The 15,476-nt window shown below is 72.2% G+C and carries 13 protein-coding genes and 1 pseudogene; 5 read left to right on the forward strand and 9 right to left on the reverse strand.

From position 1 onward, the window contains the following. From ABD352_RS31530 to ABD352_RS31545, 4 genes are all read right to left on the reverse strand, one after another. On the reverse strand, positions 1–1,896 hold a 1,896-nt coding region (locus ABD352_RS31530; protein ID WP_344616152.1), incomplete at its 3' end, for a WD40 repeat domain-containing protein. Continuing rightward, positions 1,897–2,208 (reverse strand): hypothetical protein, encoded by a 312-nt coding sequence (locus ABD352_RS31535; protein ID WP_344616153.1) that lies wholly within the window; start codon positions 2,206–2,208, stop codon positions 1,897–1,899. A gap of 5 nt (positions 2,209–2,213) precedes the next feature. After that, on the reverse strand, positions 2,214–3,383 hold the full coding sequence (locus ABD352_RS31540; protein ID WP_344616154.1) for an acyltransferase family protein: 1,170 nt from the start codon (positions 3,381–3,383) through the stop codon (positions 2,214–2,216). Further along, positions 3,380–4,261 carry a DUF6492 family protein gene (locus tag ABD352_RS31545; protein WP_344616155.1) on the reverse strand — a complete coding sequence of 294 codons (882 nt, stop codon included), beginning with the start codon at positions 4,259–4,261 and terminating at the stop codon, positions 3,380–3,382. The genes ABD352_RS31540 and ABD352_RS31545 overlap by 4 nt, the downstream gene beginning before the upstream one ends. A 20-nt stretch (positions 4,262–4,281) precedes the next feature. Here ABD352_RS31545 and ABD352_RS31550 point away from each other — a divergent pair. Then, positions 4,282–4,650: pseudogene (locus tag ABD352_RS31550) on the forward strand (glycosyltransferase family 2 protein); the annotation flags it as partial. Between the two features lie 240 nt (positions 4,651–4,890). Here the strand turns inward: ABD352_RS31550 and ABD352_RS31555 are convergent. Genes ABD352_RS31555 through ABD352_RS31570 form a run of 4 tightly spaced genes read right to left on the reverse strand, consistent with a single transcriptional unit; the run spans position 4,891 to position 9,022 of the window. Continuing rightward, complete coding sequence (locus tag ABD352_RS31555; protein WP_344616156.1) at positions 4,891–6,363, reverse strand: glycosyltransferase family 4 protein; 1,473 nt, start codon at positions 6,361–6,363, stop codon at positions 4,891–4,893. A 29-nt stretch (positions 6,364–6,392) separates the two neighbouring features. Next, entirely contained in the window at positions 6,393–7,442 is a 1,050-nt protein-coding gene (locus ABD352_RS31560) for a GNAT family N-acetyltransferase (RefSeq protein WP_344616157.1), read from the reverse strand. 3 nt (positions 7,443–7,445) lie between these two features. Next, entirely contained in the window at positions 7,446–8,351 is a 906-nt protein-coding gene (locus ABD352_RS31565) for a glycosyltransferase family 2 protein (RefSeq protein WP_344616158.1), read from the reverse strand. Continuing rightward, complete coding sequence (locus tag ABD352_RS31570) at positions 8,348–9,022, reverse strand: polysaccharide deacetylase family protein (RefSeq protein WP_344616159.1); 675 nt, start codon at positions 9,020–9,022, stop codon at positions 8,348–8,350. The genes ABD352_RS31565 and ABD352_RS31570 overlap by 4 nt, the downstream gene beginning before the upstream one ends. Before the next feature lie 314 nt (positions 9,023–9,336). Here ABD352_RS31570 and ABD352_RS31575 point away from each other — a divergent pair, with 314 nt between their 5' ends. The 4 genes from ABD352_RS31575 to ABD352_RS31590 all read left to right on the forward strand — a co-directional run bounded on the left by ABD352_RS31575 (position 9,337) and on the right by ABD352_RS31590 (position 14,370). Then, complete coding sequence (locus ABD352_RS31575) at positions 9,337–10,311, forward strand: GumC domain-containing protein (protein ID WP_344616160.1); 975 nt, start codon at positions 9,337–9,339, stop codon at positions 10,309–10,311. A 17-nt stretch (positions 10,312–10,328) separates the two neighbouring features. Beyond that, positions 10,329–11,708: an O-antigen ligase family protein gene (locus ABD352_RS31580; protein WP_344616161.1), complete on the forward strand. Its 1,380-nt coding sequence runs from the start codon at positions 10,329–10,331 to the stop codon at positions 11,706–11,708. Between the two features lie 526 nt (positions 11,709–12,234). After that, positions 12,235–14,022 (forward strand): 3-hydroxyacyl-CoA dehydrogenase family protein, encoded by a 1,788-nt coding sequence (locus ABD352_RS31585; RefSeq protein WP_344616162.1) that lies wholly within the window; start codon positions 12,235–12,237, stop codon positions 14,020–14,022. A gap of 18 nt (positions 14,023–14,040) precedes the next feature. Then, the gene (locus ABD352_RS31590) at positions 14,041–14,370 is read left to right on the forward strand and encodes a hypothetical protein (protein ID WP_344616163.1); all 330 of its coding nucleotides are present in this window, start codon (positions 14,041–14,043) and stop codon (positions 14,368–14,370) included. Here ABD352_RS31590 and ABD352_RS31595 read toward each other — a convergent pair. After that, complete coding sequence (locus tag ABD352_RS31595) at positions 14,361–15,395, reverse strand: glycosyltransferase family 2 protein (RefSeq protein WP_344616164.1); 1,035 nt, start codon at positions 15,393–15,395, stop codon at positions 14,361–14,363. The genes ABD352_RS31590 and ABD352_RS31595 overlap by 10 nt on opposite strands. Positions 15,396–15,476: the final 81 nt, after the last annotated feature.

The following is a 15,476-nucleotide window of genomic DNA, read 5'->3' on the forward strand; positions in this document are numbered from 1 at the left end:
ATGCTCGTCGACCGCGACGATGTGGTGAACCGGGCGCGGGAGGGTGATCTCCCGCACGACGTCACCGGTCGCGCGGTCCCAGACGCGCAGCGAGCCGTCCGCACACCCGGTCGCCACGAGCCCTCGCTCGCCGACGCACAACGCCGTGACCCAGGCCGGGTGCGCCAGGTCCGGGCCCACCGGCTCGCCGGTGACGAAGTCGTCGGACGTCACCGTGCTGCCGGCGGCGGCGACGAGCACCCGCGCGATCGTCTTCAGCGCGGTGACCGCATACCCGCTCGGCCAGTCGTGGACGGGGCGCGGCCGGTGGCCTGGGCGGCCGGTGCGCGCGGCGAACCGGCCCGGCGGCGCGAGCTCCGTGAGGTCCTCGGCGTCGAACCAGCGGATCGCCCCGCTGTCGTGGCCGGTCAGCACGGCGGCGCCGGCGAACGCGACCGCGAGCGTCTCGAGCGGCTCGCCGATGCGCTTCACCGCCCGCGTGGTCAGCGTGGCCGCGTCCCAGACGGCGAGGGTGCCGCCCCCGTCCATCAGCGCGATGCGGCCGTCGTCGCCCGCCACCGCCGCCAGCACCGGGCCTCCGTGCAGGCCGGCGAACGGCGGTACCTCGGCGGTCCGCACGACGCCGGTGGCCGGGTCGAACGTCGAGGGCTGCTGCCTTTCGGCGGCCACGACCAGGCCCCCGGCGACGCACACCCGCGGGTACCAGCCGGCCAAGCGTTCGCGGGCCGAGCGCTCCCCGGCCGCGGCGATTTCCCGCCCGCCAGCCGCGTCGTACACGCGCAACGGCCCGGATGCGTCCACGCCCACGACGATGGGGCGCCCGCGGGACGTGGTCGCGACCGCGCCGAAGAGGTGGGGCCGATCCTCCGCGTCGTGCGGGAGCGGCTCGGCGAGCTCCACGAGGTTGGTGCGCCCCTCGGTGCTGCTGCCCTGGGCCACGATGACACGCGCGCCGCACGCGGCGACGGCGTCGACCTCGTGGCGGAAATCGGTGCGGATAGTGCCGCGGAGCGCGCCGTCGCGCAGGTCCACGAGCCGCAGCACCCTTGCCGCGCCGACCACGGCCAGGCTGCCGTCGCCCGCGAAGGCCAGCGCGCGGTTGCGCGAGCCGGTGGCGAACTCGGCGACCGGCGTCGCGGTCGCCGGGTCCCAGACGGTCAGCGGCCCGTCGAAGGCGACCGTCACCGCGCGGGTGCGGCCGTCCAGCACGGTCCAGCCGGCGGCCCACGTGTCGGGCGCGACCGCGCCACCGGCGGGCCGAAGGCCGTCGAGGGCGTGGAAGCGCAGCGTTCGCGGGGCCCCGGTCGGCTCGCCGACGCTCAGCACGGCCGGTTCGCCGGCGGTGCTGATGGCGACGCGGCTGACATAGCCGTCGTGGGCGAGCGTGCGGGCCAGGAGGCGGCCGCCGGTCAGGTCCCACTGCAGCAGGTGGCCTCCCTCGGTACCGGCGACCGCGACGCCGTCCGTGGCGGCGACGCTCGACAGCGCGCCCGCGCGCCGGGAGACGTCGTCGGGGTCGGTGGCCAGCCGCAGTGCGCCGCCGTCGAGGTCCCAGACGAGCAGCCGTTCGTCCTCGATCGCGACGAGGGTGTGCCCGGCGAACGTGGCGTCGCGGAGGTACTCGTGCTCGCCCTCCAGCGGCTGCCGGTGCACCGCGCCGTCGGCGAGGGTGATGCGATAGACGACGTCACCGGCCAACGCCCACGCGAACGCGTCGTCGACATGGAGCGCCCCGATGAGCGAGCCGAGCTCGTGGCCGCCGCGCAGCGCCCGGCTCAGCGGCTCACCGGCCGTCCACCGGGGCAGCCACGCGCCGGGCTCGGCGGAGCGGACCTGCTCGGCCCGGCCCGCGTCACCGCGGCGCAACAACGTGGTCAGAAGATCGAACGTCTGCACTCAGTGATAGTGGTACAGCGGCGGCAGGACGAGGACGACGGCCCAGGTCCAGGCGGCGTAGGCCGGGAGGTAGCCGGTCTGCCAGCGTTCCAGGGCGGCGAACGGCCGGCAGCGGCGCAGGAAGGCGATCAGCAGCCACGCGGAGACGGCCAGGTTGGCCAGCAGGATGATGTTCTCGCCAAGGGCGGCGGCCTTGTTCGGGGTGTTGCCGTAGCTCACCACCCGGCCGGGCATCTCCGACACGGCCCCGGCGAGGACGTCAGGGAGCGGCCGGCTCCGGGGCCGGGCGGGGCCGTCGAACGGCCCCGGCAAGGGCGTCAGGGAGCGGCCGGCTCCGGGGCCGGGCGGCGGAGCACGGCGGCTCGCAGGGCGGGCCAGTCGCGGTACCGCTGGAACGGCAGCTCGAAGAAGCGCGAGAACGACCACGCGAAGGCGATCGACAAGGGGGCGGCCACGCCGGCCAGCGCCCAGAAGGCGGGCTGCCCCGAGGCGAAGCGGCCGTCGATCAGCTTGAAGTACACGGCCACGACGATCGGGGCGTGGGTCAGGTACAGGCTGTAGGAGAACGAGCCGAGCGAGCGCAGCGGGCGGGTGTCCAGGAACCGGACCAGCGGGCGCGGGCGGGCGGTCGCCACGGCGGCCAGCAGCAGGGCCACGGCCGGGCCGAAGGCCATGTCGATCCAGAAGTAGTGCGTGATGGTCCACACCGAGCCGTTCAGCACCATCAGCGTCACGATCGGGGCGGCGGCCAGCAGGGCGAACCACTGGTACGGCAGGCGGTACACGCGGTCGCTCGCCCGCAGCACGCCGGCGGCGATCAGGCCCAGGGTGAAGAGCACGGCGAACTCGGGGGTGAAGCGCATCAGCATGTCGACGACCGAGACGCGCGGGGCCAGGACGCCGATGGTGGACACGACCAGGGTCACGGCGGTCAGCAGGACGACGGTGCCCGCGCGGCGCAGGATGACGAGCAGCAGCGGGAAGACGATGTACAGCTGGGCCTCGATGGCGATGGACCAGAAGGCGCCGTTCGGCGACGGCGAGCCGAAGACGTCCTGCAGCAGCAGGCCGAAGATGACGACCGACTTGCCGGTCGGGGGCGGGGTCTCCGGCTGCGGGACGATCGTCCAGGCGATGATCAGGCTGAAGATCAGCGCGGCCCAGTACGGGGGCAGGATGCGCCACGCGCGGCGGTGCGCGAAGCGCTTGGCCCCGCCGAGCTGCCAGTCGCGGCGGGCCGGGGCCACGCCCAGCGAGAAGCCGGACAGGGTGATGAAGACGACCACGGCGAGGTGGCCGTAGATGAGCCACGCCAGGTACAGCGGGCCGTGCGTGGCCGGGTAGCCCGGGAACGCCAGCAGCCAGCAGTGGTGCAGCATCACGCACAGGGCCGCCACGCCGCGGATGCCGTCCAGGCCCACCAGCCGCGGGCGCCTGATCGCGGCCTGGACGACGGTCGGCTCCTCCGAGGAGGCAAGAGCGGTCATCGCGACCCCACGATCTCCGCGACGCGCGCGATGGCGGCCCGGCGCGGCTCGAGCGGGGTGTCGGACTTCGCCGAGATCATCATGGCGACCGCGTCGGGGCCGATCTCGCCGGCGAACTTCACGGCCTCGTCGACGCTCAGCGGGGAGCGCTGCCAGTTGTTGTGGCAGACCGTGATGTCCGACGGGAGCAGGTCCTTGCCGGCGTGCAGGACCTCGTCGACGAACACGCCGTACAGGATGAACTCGGAGATGTGCAGCTGACCGTTGAAGACGTCCAGCCAGTTGCGGCCGGTCACCTTCTCGATGTGCTGCTGCATGGCGCGGACCACGGCGGGCTCCCAGGCGTTGAGGGGGCTCACGTAGTCGGGCAGCGGCGGGGGCGGCGCGGGGGGAAGGCCGAAGAGCTCGCGGGCCACCCGGTGCCAGATGACGTGGCGCTCCATGTCCGCGGTGACGCCGCCGTCCTCGCGGTACAGCCACCGGCGCCCCTCGACCTGGAAGCGGTCGGCCGTCGTCGGGCGGACGAAGACGACGTCGGAGTCGGCCATGAGGACCAGGTCGGCGTCGAGGTCGCCGGCGGCGGCGAGCTTGATGGTCTGCTGCATGATCCAGCCGCGCACCGGCGGCCACGGGCGGCGCACGTTCACGTGGTAGTTCATGCCGGGCACCGGGCGGTACCGGCGCGGCAGCATCGAGCTGCTCGTGCGCACCTTGCAGCGTGGGCCCTCGTACTTGGAGAACAGCGGCAGGTCCGCCTCCGAGACGAAGACGTGGTGCACCGTGTCGGCGGGGGTGAACCGCAGGACCGAGGCGTGCAGAAGGTCGAAGAGCTCGGCGTCCGGCCGATAGGTCGGGGTGATGACGGCCAGTTCGGTCATGAGCGACATACTCCGATCGGATGCGGGCGCATGGCCGCTATCGTGTGCAGCGGCCTGAGGAGGTTGGTCCGGTGGTCAGCATCGTCATCCCCGCCCACAACGAGGCGGCCGTGATCGAGCACAACCTGCGCCGCTTGCTCGAAGGCACCGAGCCCGGCGAGTTCGACGTCATCGTGGTGCCGAACGCCTGCACCGACGGTACCGCCGACGCGGCCAGAAGGGTGCCGGGCGTGCGCGTGATCGAGTCCGAGGTGCCGGGCAAGGTGCCGGCGCTGCGGCTGGGCGACGAGGCCTGCCGGACGTTCCCGCGGGTGTACCTCGACGCGGACGTCGAGCTGACCGCCGACGCGGTGCGCGCGCTGGCCGCCGCGTGCGCGCGCCCGGGCGTGCTGGCCTGCTCGCCGGTGCCCGAGTTCGACCTGAGCCGGGTGGGTTCGCTGATCGGCCGGGTGCACAAGGTGCACGACCGGATGATCTCCCCGACCCGGGCGCTGGCCGGGGCCGGCGTCTACGTGCTCACCGAAGAGGGCCACGGCCGGGTCTTCCCGATGCCCGATGTGATCTCCGACGACGGCTGGGTGCACGCCAGCTTCGCCCCGCACGAGCGGGCCGTGGTGGCCGAGGCCCGCTCACTGGTCAAACCGGCCCGGACCATCGCGGCGCACCTCAACCGACGGGTCCGGGTGCGCCGGGGGAATCGGCAGCTGGCCGCCCTCAAGGGGCCCGGTGGGGAAGCCGCTCTGGGACTGGGCGGCCTGGTACGCCTGGTGCGCCGCCGCAGCGTGAGCCCCGTCGACGCCACCGCCTACCTGAGCGTGATGGTCCTGGACAAGACCGTGAGCCGGCTGCGCCGCGACCGGGCCGGCTGGGGCAGCGACGCCAGCACCCGAACCGCGCTGGGCGGGGACGCGCAGCCGTAGCCCTTCCACGGCCTTCTCGTAGGCCGCCACCAGGTTGGCCTTCGAGACCTCCCACGACAGCGGGCCGCTGACCCGGGCGCGGCCGATCTCGCCCATGCGCCGGCGCTCCTCGGGGTTGTCGAGGAGGTACGACGTCAGCTTCGCGAACGCCGACTCGTCGTTGGCCGGGGCGTAGAGGGCGGCGTCGCCGGCCGAGACCCGCGCCTCGCGCAGCTCGAAGCTGACGATCGGCCGGGACATGGCCATGTACTCCATGATCTTGTTCATCGTGGAGACGTCGTTGAGCGGGTTGAGCGGGTCGGGCGACAGGCAGACGTCGGCGGTGGAGAGGTACCGCAGCAGGTCCTCGTCGGGAATCCGCCCGGTGAACGTCACCATGTCGGCCAGCCCGAGCTCCCGGGCCAGCTCCTGCATCTGCTCGAACGTGTCGCCGGCCCCGACGAACGCGGCGTGCCAGTCGGTGCGCCCGACCTCGTCGCGCAGCTTGGCCAGGGCCCGCAGCGCGTAGTCGACGCCGTCCTGCGGCCCCATCACGCCGAGGTAGCACAGCAGGTAGGGCTTGCCCTTCTTGATCGACTCGTCGGCCGGCACCATGTGGAAGCGCTCGACGACGGGCGCGCTGCGCACCACGAACACCTGGTCGGGGCGCTTGCCGCCGCGGGTGATGGCGGCCTGGCGGTAGCTCTCGTTGGTGGCGATGACGACGTCGGCGGCGTCGTAGGTGGCCTTCTCCGCCCGCACCACGCCCCGGTAGAGCAGGTCCTTGCCGCGGTTGAACCGGGACAGGTACAGCTCCGGCACGAGGTCGTGCTGGTCGAAGACGAAGCGGCTGCCGTACTGCTTCTTCAGCCGGTTGGCCACGACGTAGAGGATGTCCGGCGGGTTACAGGCGTGCACGACGTCGACCGGGCCGACCTTCTTGGCCAGGCGCAGGGTGTGCCGCAGCGCGTTGCCGTACTCCTTGACGTAGCCGACGGGTCCGCCGGTCGCCGCGTCGAGCGGGTACCGGTGGATCTTGATGCCGTCGATCTCCGCGTAGGGCTCGGTGTCGCGCTTGGTGCCCTGCGGGCAGATCACGATCACCTCCCAGCCGGCGTCGCGCAGCGCGAGGCTCTCCTGCCACACGCGCCGGTCGAACGGCACGGACAGGTTCTCGACCAGGATCAGGGCCCTTCTGGCCATGTGCATCGCTCCCCAGGTAATGCGCGTGGCTAGCGCTTGATCGTGCGCAGCTTGCGCACGACGCGGCGCAGCTGCGGGCCGAGCGGCGAGTCCTTCGCCGCGGTGACCAGGGACTCTCGGGCGGCCCGCAGCGCGCGGCGGGCCGTGCTGCGGGTGACCATGCCCTGGCAGACGGGGGTCTCACCGGTTTTCGCCCGCCGTTTGTACTCGTCGTCACCCCGGCCCAGGTCGATACGCGTGAAACCGAACTGCGGCGCGGCCATGACCAGCTCGCGCAGCAGCATCCAGCCGGGCGCGAGGCCGGCGTGGGCCGGGTCGTAGACCGGGAACCACCAGTGCAGGACGCCGCCGGCCCGGATGCCGAAGTGGGCGGCCAGCAGCGTGTCGCCCGCGTGCAGGGTCGAGAGGATCCCCGCGAATTCGGTACCGCGGGTGCGCAGCAGCGCGGTGAGCAGCTCCTGGCGGCCGGGCTCGGTGAAGTAGTCCTTGGCGCCGGTGGCCGCGTACTGGGCCCGCTTGAGCTCGATCACCTTCGCCAGGTCGCCCTCGTCGAGCGAGTCGGCGACGAAGCGGATCGGGCCGATCTCGCGCTCGGCCTTGTTGGCCCGCCGCCGCGCCTGGCCCATGTTGTCCTTGCCGGACTTGGAGGCGCGGGCGAGGTACCCGTCGAGGCCGCCCGTGCAGTCCACGAGGGGCGAGGGGCGGCTGCCGGTGATCCAGGGCCGGAAGTCGTCGGCGAGCTCCAGCAGGTGGTCGAACTCGAGCGCCCGCACGCCGCCGCCGAGCATCCCGGCGACGGGAAAGGCGGTGCCGGGGGCCAGGATCGGGCCCTGGAAGTCGGCGCCGGGCCAGCCGACCGGGCGCAGCACGCCGCCGTCGCGGTGGACCGGGAAGAGGCTCTCCACCTCGCCGGTCGGGCCGGTGCCGACGTAGACGTCCACCGGGTTGCCGGCCGCGTGCACGGCGCCGGCGAAGCCGGGGTGAAAATACGGGCTGTCCAGCAGCGGGTTGACGGCGCGCAGCTTGTGCCACGCGTCCACCTGGGCCCCGGTGAGCTGGTCGAACGGTACCGCCTTCACGCGTCAGTCTCCGAGGCTCGGCTTGCGCTTGGGATGCATGAGAGCGGCCAGCGAGGCGCGCGAGGTGCGCCGGCCACGCAGGGCGCGCACTCCCTCGCCGAGCGTCACGGCGGCGTAGTACGCCGACGCGCTGGCCAGGTTGTTGCGCCGCTTGAACAGCCGGACCTTGTTGACCACGAGCAGCGCGGCCAGCTTCGGGTTGGTGCCCGACTCGCCGCCGATGTGCTCGACCACGGCCCGCGGGTCGTACCACAGCGACCAGCCGTGATCGCCCGCGCGCAGCGCGTACTCGGTCTCCTCGCTGTAGAGCAGCAGCGACTCGTCCCAGTCGCCGATCTCGCGGACCATGTCGGCGCCGAGCAGCATCGCCGCGCCGGTGGCCCAGATCGCGGCGTGCGGCCGCTCGTACTCGCGCGGGTCGGCGATGAGCTCGCCGATGCTCCCGATGTGCCCGGCCTTGGCCCCGATGACGGCCTCGGCCAGCGCCCGCCCGACGGTCGGCTTGCGCCGCAGCGAGGGCTGCAGGGTGCCGTCCGGGTTGAGAATCTTCGGCACGATGATCCCCCGCCGCGGCTCACGCAGCGCCTCGGCGAGGATGCGCAGCGTGTCCGGGCGCAGGCGGGTGTCCGGGTTCATCACCCAGATCGCGTCGTACTTCTCCTCCGCCAGGGTCGCCACGCCCGCGTTCACCGCGGCCGCGTAGCCGGCGTTGCGCCCGGTCTGCACCGAGCGGATCGGCAGCCGGTCGGCCGCCGCGAATGTGAGGGCGACGGAGTCGTCGCGGGAGTTGTTGTCGACGACCACGACCCGGGTGATGTCGACGCCCTCGGAGGGCAGCAGCGATGCCAGGCAGCCTGGCAGGACTTCGGCGCTGTTGTACGTCACGATCACGATCGCGATGCTGGTCACGGCGCTCCACGGAGTCGTTTGACATTGCGCGCGGCGAACCGGCGCGCGAGAACCTTGGGCGAGTCCGATCCGTTGATCACCCGCTCGACCCATTCGGCGTCCAGGTCGTGGCGGATGCTGTTGCGCGCCTGCAGCCACTGGTCGGCCTGGGCGCGGCCGCCGTCGCTGGTGTAGACGCGGGTGACGCCGGCCTTGCGCAGCCGGTTGAGCACGATCCGGTCGTACGACCCGAACGGTACGGCCACCTCGGTCACCGGCTGGCCGACGATCTCGCCGAGCACCCTGTGGGCGTCGTCGAATTCCTCCTGCACCTGCTCCTCGGAGATGCGCCGCCAGTCGCGGTGCGCCCAGCCGTGGGAACCGACCTCCATCCCGGCGGCGAGCAGCTCCCGCACGCCGTCGACGTCGAGCCGGCCGGGCTTGCCGAACTCGCCGGCCAGCACGAAGAACTGGGCCTTGAGCCCCCGCTCGAGCAGTCGCGGCAGGCCCACCTCGAGGTCCGAGGCGTTGCCGTCGTCGAACGTGATCCGGACGTCGTCCCGGCCCACCGCCGCGTCCAGCATCCGCTCGTACTGCTCGACGCTCACCCACGTGCCGTCTTCGCCGGGGTCGAGTGTCCTGACAGTCGGGCCGATTCCGTGCACGGTGATGTTGACGACCGAAGTCGGCATACCGGCGGATCCCTCCAAATGAACTTGTCACCCTGGCGTGAACTTCAGTAAAGCCCCGCTAGGGCCGACGCGATCGTGGTCTGCAACGCAGCGGACGGGTAATCGGTTGATCGGACGAAGGTTTGTCGCCAACCCGACATGAGCCTAATTCACAGCGTTCGCCCAGCCGAAGGCCGATTCGCGGGCGGGCAATGAGGCAGTAGGGTGTCGGGCTAGCGGCCCGCCCCGTTCTTGCCGTCCAGCTGAGACGACTGGACACTGAAGGCGCACAACACGGGGGCGCACCGATCACGGGGCCAGCGCGCGGCGCGGTCATGGAGAGGACGACGTTGGACTTCTGGGACATCACGAAGCTGCTCGTGCGACGCTGGCAGATAGCGTTGCCGATGCTGCTGCTGTCCGCCGTCATCACCGGCGTGACGGTCAGCCAGGTGAAGCCCGACTACGTCGGAACAGCCTACGTGCAACTGGTGCCGCCCGCCCCGGCCAAGAACACCACGCCGGAGCAGCAGCTCACGAGCGCCGACCAGCGCAACCCCTGGCTCTCCCAGGGCCTGCAGACGCTGGGCAACGCCGCGATCGTGCAGGCGCTGGACCAGACCGTCGTGGACGAGTTCAAGCGGACCGGCTACGCCGACACCTACACGGTGACCATGGGCCAGAACTCCCCGCTGGTCACCTTCGAAATCACCGGCACGTCGGCCCGCCAGGCGCGGGACACGGCCGAGAAGCTCGTCACGATCTTCACCGACAGCGTCGCGCGGCTGCAGACGTCGCTCGGCGTCGGCGAGAGCAGCCTGATCACGGTCAAGCGGCTCGACCTCGGCGCCAACGTCAAGAAGTCGACGTCGAAGGTCAAGCGCGCGCTCGTCGCCGTGGCCGCGGCCGGGATCCTGCTCACCGCCGGCATCACGATCGGCGGCGACGCCTGGCTGCGCCGCCGCAACAACCGCCGCCGCAACGAGGAGGACGAGGGCTACGAGTCCTCCTCGACCACCGCTCCCCTGCCGGCCCAGCCGGTCTCGGCCCGCGCCGGCACCCCGGTGCGCAGCGGCGGCTCGGTCGGCGGCGGCGGCATGCGGGACGGCCACCAGGTGCCCGTGGTCGCCGGCGCGGCGGCCGGGCAGGCCGCGGCCGACGCCGGGCTCACGGTGCAGTACCAGCGGCCGGCCAACTGGGAGACCCGCGATCGCGAGGTGGAGAAGACAGCCGACGCCGACTCGACCGTGATCATCCCGCTGTCTGCGATGCCCCCGAAGCCGACGGCCAAGCGCGGCCAGTCGAGCTAAGCGGGCGCGACCAACCGGTGACCACCTTCACTCCGTACTACTCGGCCGACCTCGAACCGTCGTTCGTCTTCGGCCGGACGTACGTCACCCGCCGCCGCGTGACCCGCATCGACGCGGCGGCGCTGCTCAGCGTGTGCGTCGGGCTGATCCTGCTCGTCCCGGCCCGGCTGATCCTGCCCGGCATGACGGACATCGGCCGGCCCGGCCTCGTCATGGGCCTGCTGCTGTTCATCTGGTGGGTGCTGGCCCGCTTCACGCCGACGCTGTCGATGACCGGGCCGCAGCCGATGCGATGGGCGCTCATGGCCTTCCTGGTCTCGGCGCTCATCTCCTACGCGATCGGGTTCATGCGCGGCCTGACGTCCATGGAGGCCAACTCCGCGGACCGCGTGATGCTGTACTACGGCGTCTTCGCCGGCATCCTGCTCACCGCGGCCGACGGCGTCCCGAACTGGATCCGCCTGCGCGGCGTGCTCAAGGTGCTCGTCCTATGCGGCGCGGTCGTCGGCGCCATCGGGATCATCCAGTACGTCACCAAGATCGACATCACGACGTACCTGCAGATCCCGGGCCTCGAGGCGAAGGGCTGGGCACCGGGCTTCGAGGAGCGCGGCGGCGGCGTCCGGGTGGCCGCGACGACCACGCACTACATCGAACTGGCGGCCACGCTGGCGCTGATCCTGCCCTTCGGCATGCACTTCGCCATGCACGCCGGCACCCGCTGGCGGCGGCAGATCTCGGCGTTCGCGTGCATCTGCCTGGCCGCCGGCAACGCGGCCACCATCTCCCGCACGGGCATCCTCGCCATCATCCTGATGTTCGTGGTGCTCATCCCGGTCTGGGCCTGGCGCACGCGGTACAACATCCTGATCATGACCGGCGTGATGCTCGCCGGCCTGGGCGGGGCCAGCCCGGGCCTGCTGCGCACGCTGACCCGGCTCTTCGACGACCCGTCCAGCAACCCGGCCTTCACGGTCCGCGCCGACCGCTACCCGCTCGCGTTCCACTACATCGCGCAGCGGCCGTGGTTCGGGCGGGGCACGGGGACGTGGGTGGCGCCGCAGTACCAGATCCTGGACAACCAGTGGCTGGTCACGCTCATCGCCAACGGCTACATCGGCGCGGCGGTCCTCGCCCTGCTGCACCTCACGGGCATCGTGCTGGCGTTCCTGGCCTACCGCCGCTCCACCACCCCGGAGGACAAGCACCTCTGCGCGGCGCTGATCTCGACCCAGCTGATCGCGTTGGTGGTGGCCGGGACGTTCGACTCGCTGAGCTTCAGCACGTACACGATGATCCTGGCCCTGACCTGCGGCATGTGCGGGACCGTGTGGCGTCTCACCCACCCGGCTCGCACGGTGCGCACCTCCACCACCCGCTGGTTCCTGGGCAACTGACCCGAAAGCGATAAGTCGGGCGCGGGGCGCCCGACTTATCGCTCATATGCCCCGCCGACAGAACCGTCCGAAATCCCATCCCAAACCGCTCACCCTCAATCGCGGCACACAGGCGCGAGGCACAGGCCCGAGCGCAGGGCGCCCGACTTTGGCTCTTGTCCCCCGCCGATGGGACCGCCCGAAATCCCATTCCAGGCCGCTCACCCTCAACCGCAGCCACACAGGGCAGCCGGCGAGGGACGGACACGGGACGCGGGCACGGGGCGCGGGGCGCGATGCCGGGACGCGCGGGCACAATCGAGCAGCGCCGATGGGCGCGGAGCGCGGCCAGCACAGGCGCGGGCGCGGCAACGCAGCACGGGCGCGGTGCCACAGGGCCGCCGCACGGGCGAACACGGCGTGACCCGCGCGGGTGCGGAAGTGGGCGACAGCACGCATAGGGCATTTGCCACACCAGAAGGTTCGGGGGCGGGCCGCCATGGCAGACTCGCCAGTAACCTGAGCGTTCGTTTGGGAAGGGCGTGCGATGGGGCGCGAGTTTGCATCCGTGGGCGTGGTCGGCCTCGGCACAATGGGCGCCGGGATCGTCGAGGTGTTCGCCCGCAACGGGGTGGCGGTGACCGCGGTCGAGGTGACCGATGCGGCGCTGCACCGGGGTGAGGGGATCCTGCGCGGGTCGGTCGACCGGGCGGTACGCAAGGGCAAGCTGGCCGAGGAGGACCGCGACGCGCTGCTGGGCCGGGTCACCTTCGCCGTCGGGCTCGACGCGCTGCACGCCGCGGACCTGGTCGTCGAGGCGGTGCCCGAGCAGCTCGACCTCAAGCAGCGGATCTTCGCCGAGCTCGACCGTGTGTGCAAGCCCGAGGCGATCCTGGCGACCAACACCTCGAGCCTGTCGGTCACCGAGATCTCGGTGGCCACCGGCCGGCCCAACCAGGTCATCGGCATGCACTTCTTCAACCCCGCGCCGGTCATGAAGCTGGTCGAGGTGGTGCGCACGGTCGTCACCGCCGAGGACGTGGTCACCGACATCGAGGCACTGTGCGGCCGGCTGGGCAAGGTCGACGTCACGATCAGCGACCGGGCCGGGTTCATCGCCAACGCGCTGCTGTTCGGGTACCTCAACCAGGCCGTCTCCATGCTGGAGTCCAGGTACGCGACCCGCGAGGACATCGACGCGGCGATGCGGCTCGGCTGCGGGCTGCCGATGGGGCCGCTCGCGCTGATGGACCTCATCGGGCTCGACACCGCCTACGAGATCCTCGACACGATGTACCGCCGCGGCGGGCGCGACCGCCGGCATGCCCCGGTGCCGCTGATCAAGCAGATGGTCACGGCCGGGCTGCTGGGGCGGAAGTCCGGGCGGGGCTTCTACACGTACGAGAAGCCGGGCTCGCCCGTCGTGGTGGCCGACGAGGCCACCCCGCGCAGCGACGCCGAGGCCGCGGCGGCCGCGCGAGGCGTGGCCAAGGTGGGCGTGATCGGCTCCGGGACGATGGCCACCGGGATCATCGAGGTCTTCGCCCGGGCCGGGCTGGAGGTCGTCTCGGTGACCCGGGGCGCCGAGCAGTCCGGGCGCACCTGCGAGGCGCTGAAGACCTCGCTGAACAAGGGCGTGGTGCGGGGCAAGCTGACCGAGGCCGAGCGCGACGCGGCCCTGGGCCGGGTCACCTGGTCGGCGACGATCGAGCACCTCGCCGACGTCGACCTGGTGATCGAGGCGGTCGTCGAGGAGCTGTCGGTCAAGAAGGCACTGTTCGCCTCGCTGGACGAGATCTGCAAGCCGGGCGTCGTGCTGGCCACGACGACGTCGAGCCTGCCGGTCATCGAGCTGGCGATGGCCACCGAGCGGCCGGCCGACGTCGTGGGGCTGCACTTTTTCAACCCGGCCCCGGTGATGGGGCTGGTCGAGGTGGTGCGCACGATCCGCACCTCCGAGGCGACCGTGGCCACGGCCACCGCGGTCTGCCGGGCGCTGGCCAAGCACCCGGTGGTGTGCGCGGACCGGTCCGGGTTCGTCGTCAACGCGCTGCTGTTCCCGTACCTCAACGACGCCGTCAAGATGGTCGAGGCCTCCTACTCCACCGCCGACGACATCGACAACGCGATGAAGCTGGGCTGCGGCTACCCGATGGGCCCGTTCGAGCTGCTCGACGTCGTGGGGTTGGACGTGTCGCTGGCCATCCAGCGGGAGCTGTACCTCGAACTGCGCGAGCCCGGCTTCGCCCCCGCCCCGCTCCTGGAGCATCTGGTGACGGCCGGATACCTGGGCCGCAAGGTCGGGCGGGGCTTCCGCGACTACTCCAAGCGCTGAACTATTACGCTTGACAACGTGTCCCCCCGACGCAACCACCCCAAGCGCGACGACGAACCGCCACCGCTCGACCTCGAGCGGATCAAGCGCGGCGTCGGCGCCGTGCAGACGTGGAGCGACGGCGAGTGGCAGGTGCGCAACATCCCGGCCGGTGCGGCCGTCAAGGCGTACCGCTGCCCCGGCTGTGACCAGGAGATCGCGCCCGGCGTGCCGCACCTGGTGGCGTGGCCGGCCGACGAGCGCGGCGACCTGACGGATCGCCGCCACTGGCACGCCGGCTGCTGGCGGGCCCGCGACCGGCGCACCCCGAACGTCCAGCGCTCCCGAAGCGCCCCGCGCTACGGCTGACGCGAGCCCTCACGGGGCCGCAGCGAAGACGGCTCCGACGACGAAGACGGCTCCGACGAAGACGGCTCCGACGAAGACGGCTCCGACGACGAAGGCAAGGACGACGAAGGACGCTGCGCCGGCAGGGCGGTCAGCAACGGCCCCGACGGACGCGGCGTCAGGTGCCCTTCGTCCACCGTGGACAGCCACGCGGCCCGGGCCTGCCAGGCCGTCCGCCACGGATCGCCGGTCACCGAGCGCAGCAGCGCGGCCGCGCCGAGCACCCATCCCGCCGCCCGGGCGCGGCCCGGACTCCAGTGCCGCCGCGCGAACGCCATCCGTGCGGCCAGCCCCGCGGTAGAGACGGGGGGACGGGCCGGCGCGGGACTCAGGGAGGCCATCTGCGCGTCGGGGACGAGGGTCGGGCGGGCGCCGTGGGCTCGTGCGCGTACCGACAAATCGGAGGCCGGCAGGGACTCGTCGAACCCGCCGAGGGCCTCCCACAGGCCCCGCTCCACGAGGAGCATCCGCGGGGTGACGGCCGGCACCGCTCCCCCGATCGCCCGGTCCAGCCCCGGTAGCCGCTCCGGCTCCAGCGGCAGCCCGGCGGCCAGGCACACCGTGCCCCACAGGGAAGGCGGCCCCTCGACCGTCCGCCCGTCGTCGGCGCCGTCGCGCAGCGTGCGGCCGGTCCACAGCCGGTCCTCCGGGTGACCCCCGGCGTGTTCGAGCAGCGTGCGGATGGCGTCGCCGACCGGCTCCAGGCCGGGGTCGAGGAACAGCAGCCAGGGCGCGCGGGCGCGGGCGGCGCCGAGGTTGGCCGCGGCCAGCGGGGGCAGCGGCGCCTTGCGGCGCTCGAGCGCGACCTCGCGGAAGGCGTGCCGCATGGCGGCGGCGGTGTTGTCGGTCGATCCGTTGTCCACCACGATCAGTTCGGTCGGCACCTCGGTGCCGGCCTCTACCGCGGCCAGGCCCTTGAGCAGGGCCTCGCGGGCGTTGTGAGCGACGGTGACAATGCTGACGACGGGCGCGGTACTACTACCCACGAGCTGCTCCCACCAAGGATTCGAAGCCACCCGGATAGCCCCGGATAGTACCGGCGGAGCGAGTGAGGGAGCCGAAAGTAC

Origin of the sequence: Dactylosporangium salmoneum (assembly GCF_039532525.1) — a bacterium.
Taxonomy (GTDB): Bacteria; Actinomycetota; Actinomycetes; order Mycobacteriales; family Micromonosporaceae; genus Dactylosporangium; species Dactylosporangium salmoneum.

Excerpts from the sequence above, each read along its gene's own strand:
- ABD352_RS31585 (WP_344616162.1), top strand. The coding sequence starts at position 12,235 with ATGGGGCGCGAGTTTGCATCCGTGGGCGTGGTCGGCCTCGGCACAATG.
- ABD352_RS31570 (WP_344616159.1), bottom strand. The coding sequence starts at position 9,022 with ATGCCGACTTCGGTCGTCAACATCACCGTGCACGGAATCGGCCCGACT.
- ABD352_RS31545 (WP_344616155.1), bottom strand. The coding sequence starts at position 4,261 with ATGACCGAACTGGCCGTCATCACCCCGACCTATCGGCCGGACGCCGAG.
- ABD352_RS31575 (WP_344616160.1), top strand. The coding sequence starts at position 9,337 with ATGGAGAGGACGACGTTGGACTTCTGGGACATCACGAAGCTGCTCGTG.
- ABD352_RS31540 (WP_344616154.1), bottom strand. The coding sequence starts at position 3,383 with ATGACCGCTCTTGCCTCCTCGGAGGAGCCGACCGTCGTCCAGGCCGCG.
- ABD352_RS31555 (WP_344616156.1), bottom strand. The coding sequence starts at position 6,363 with ATGGCCAGAAGGGCCCTGATCCTGGTCGAGAACCTGTCCGTGCCGTTC.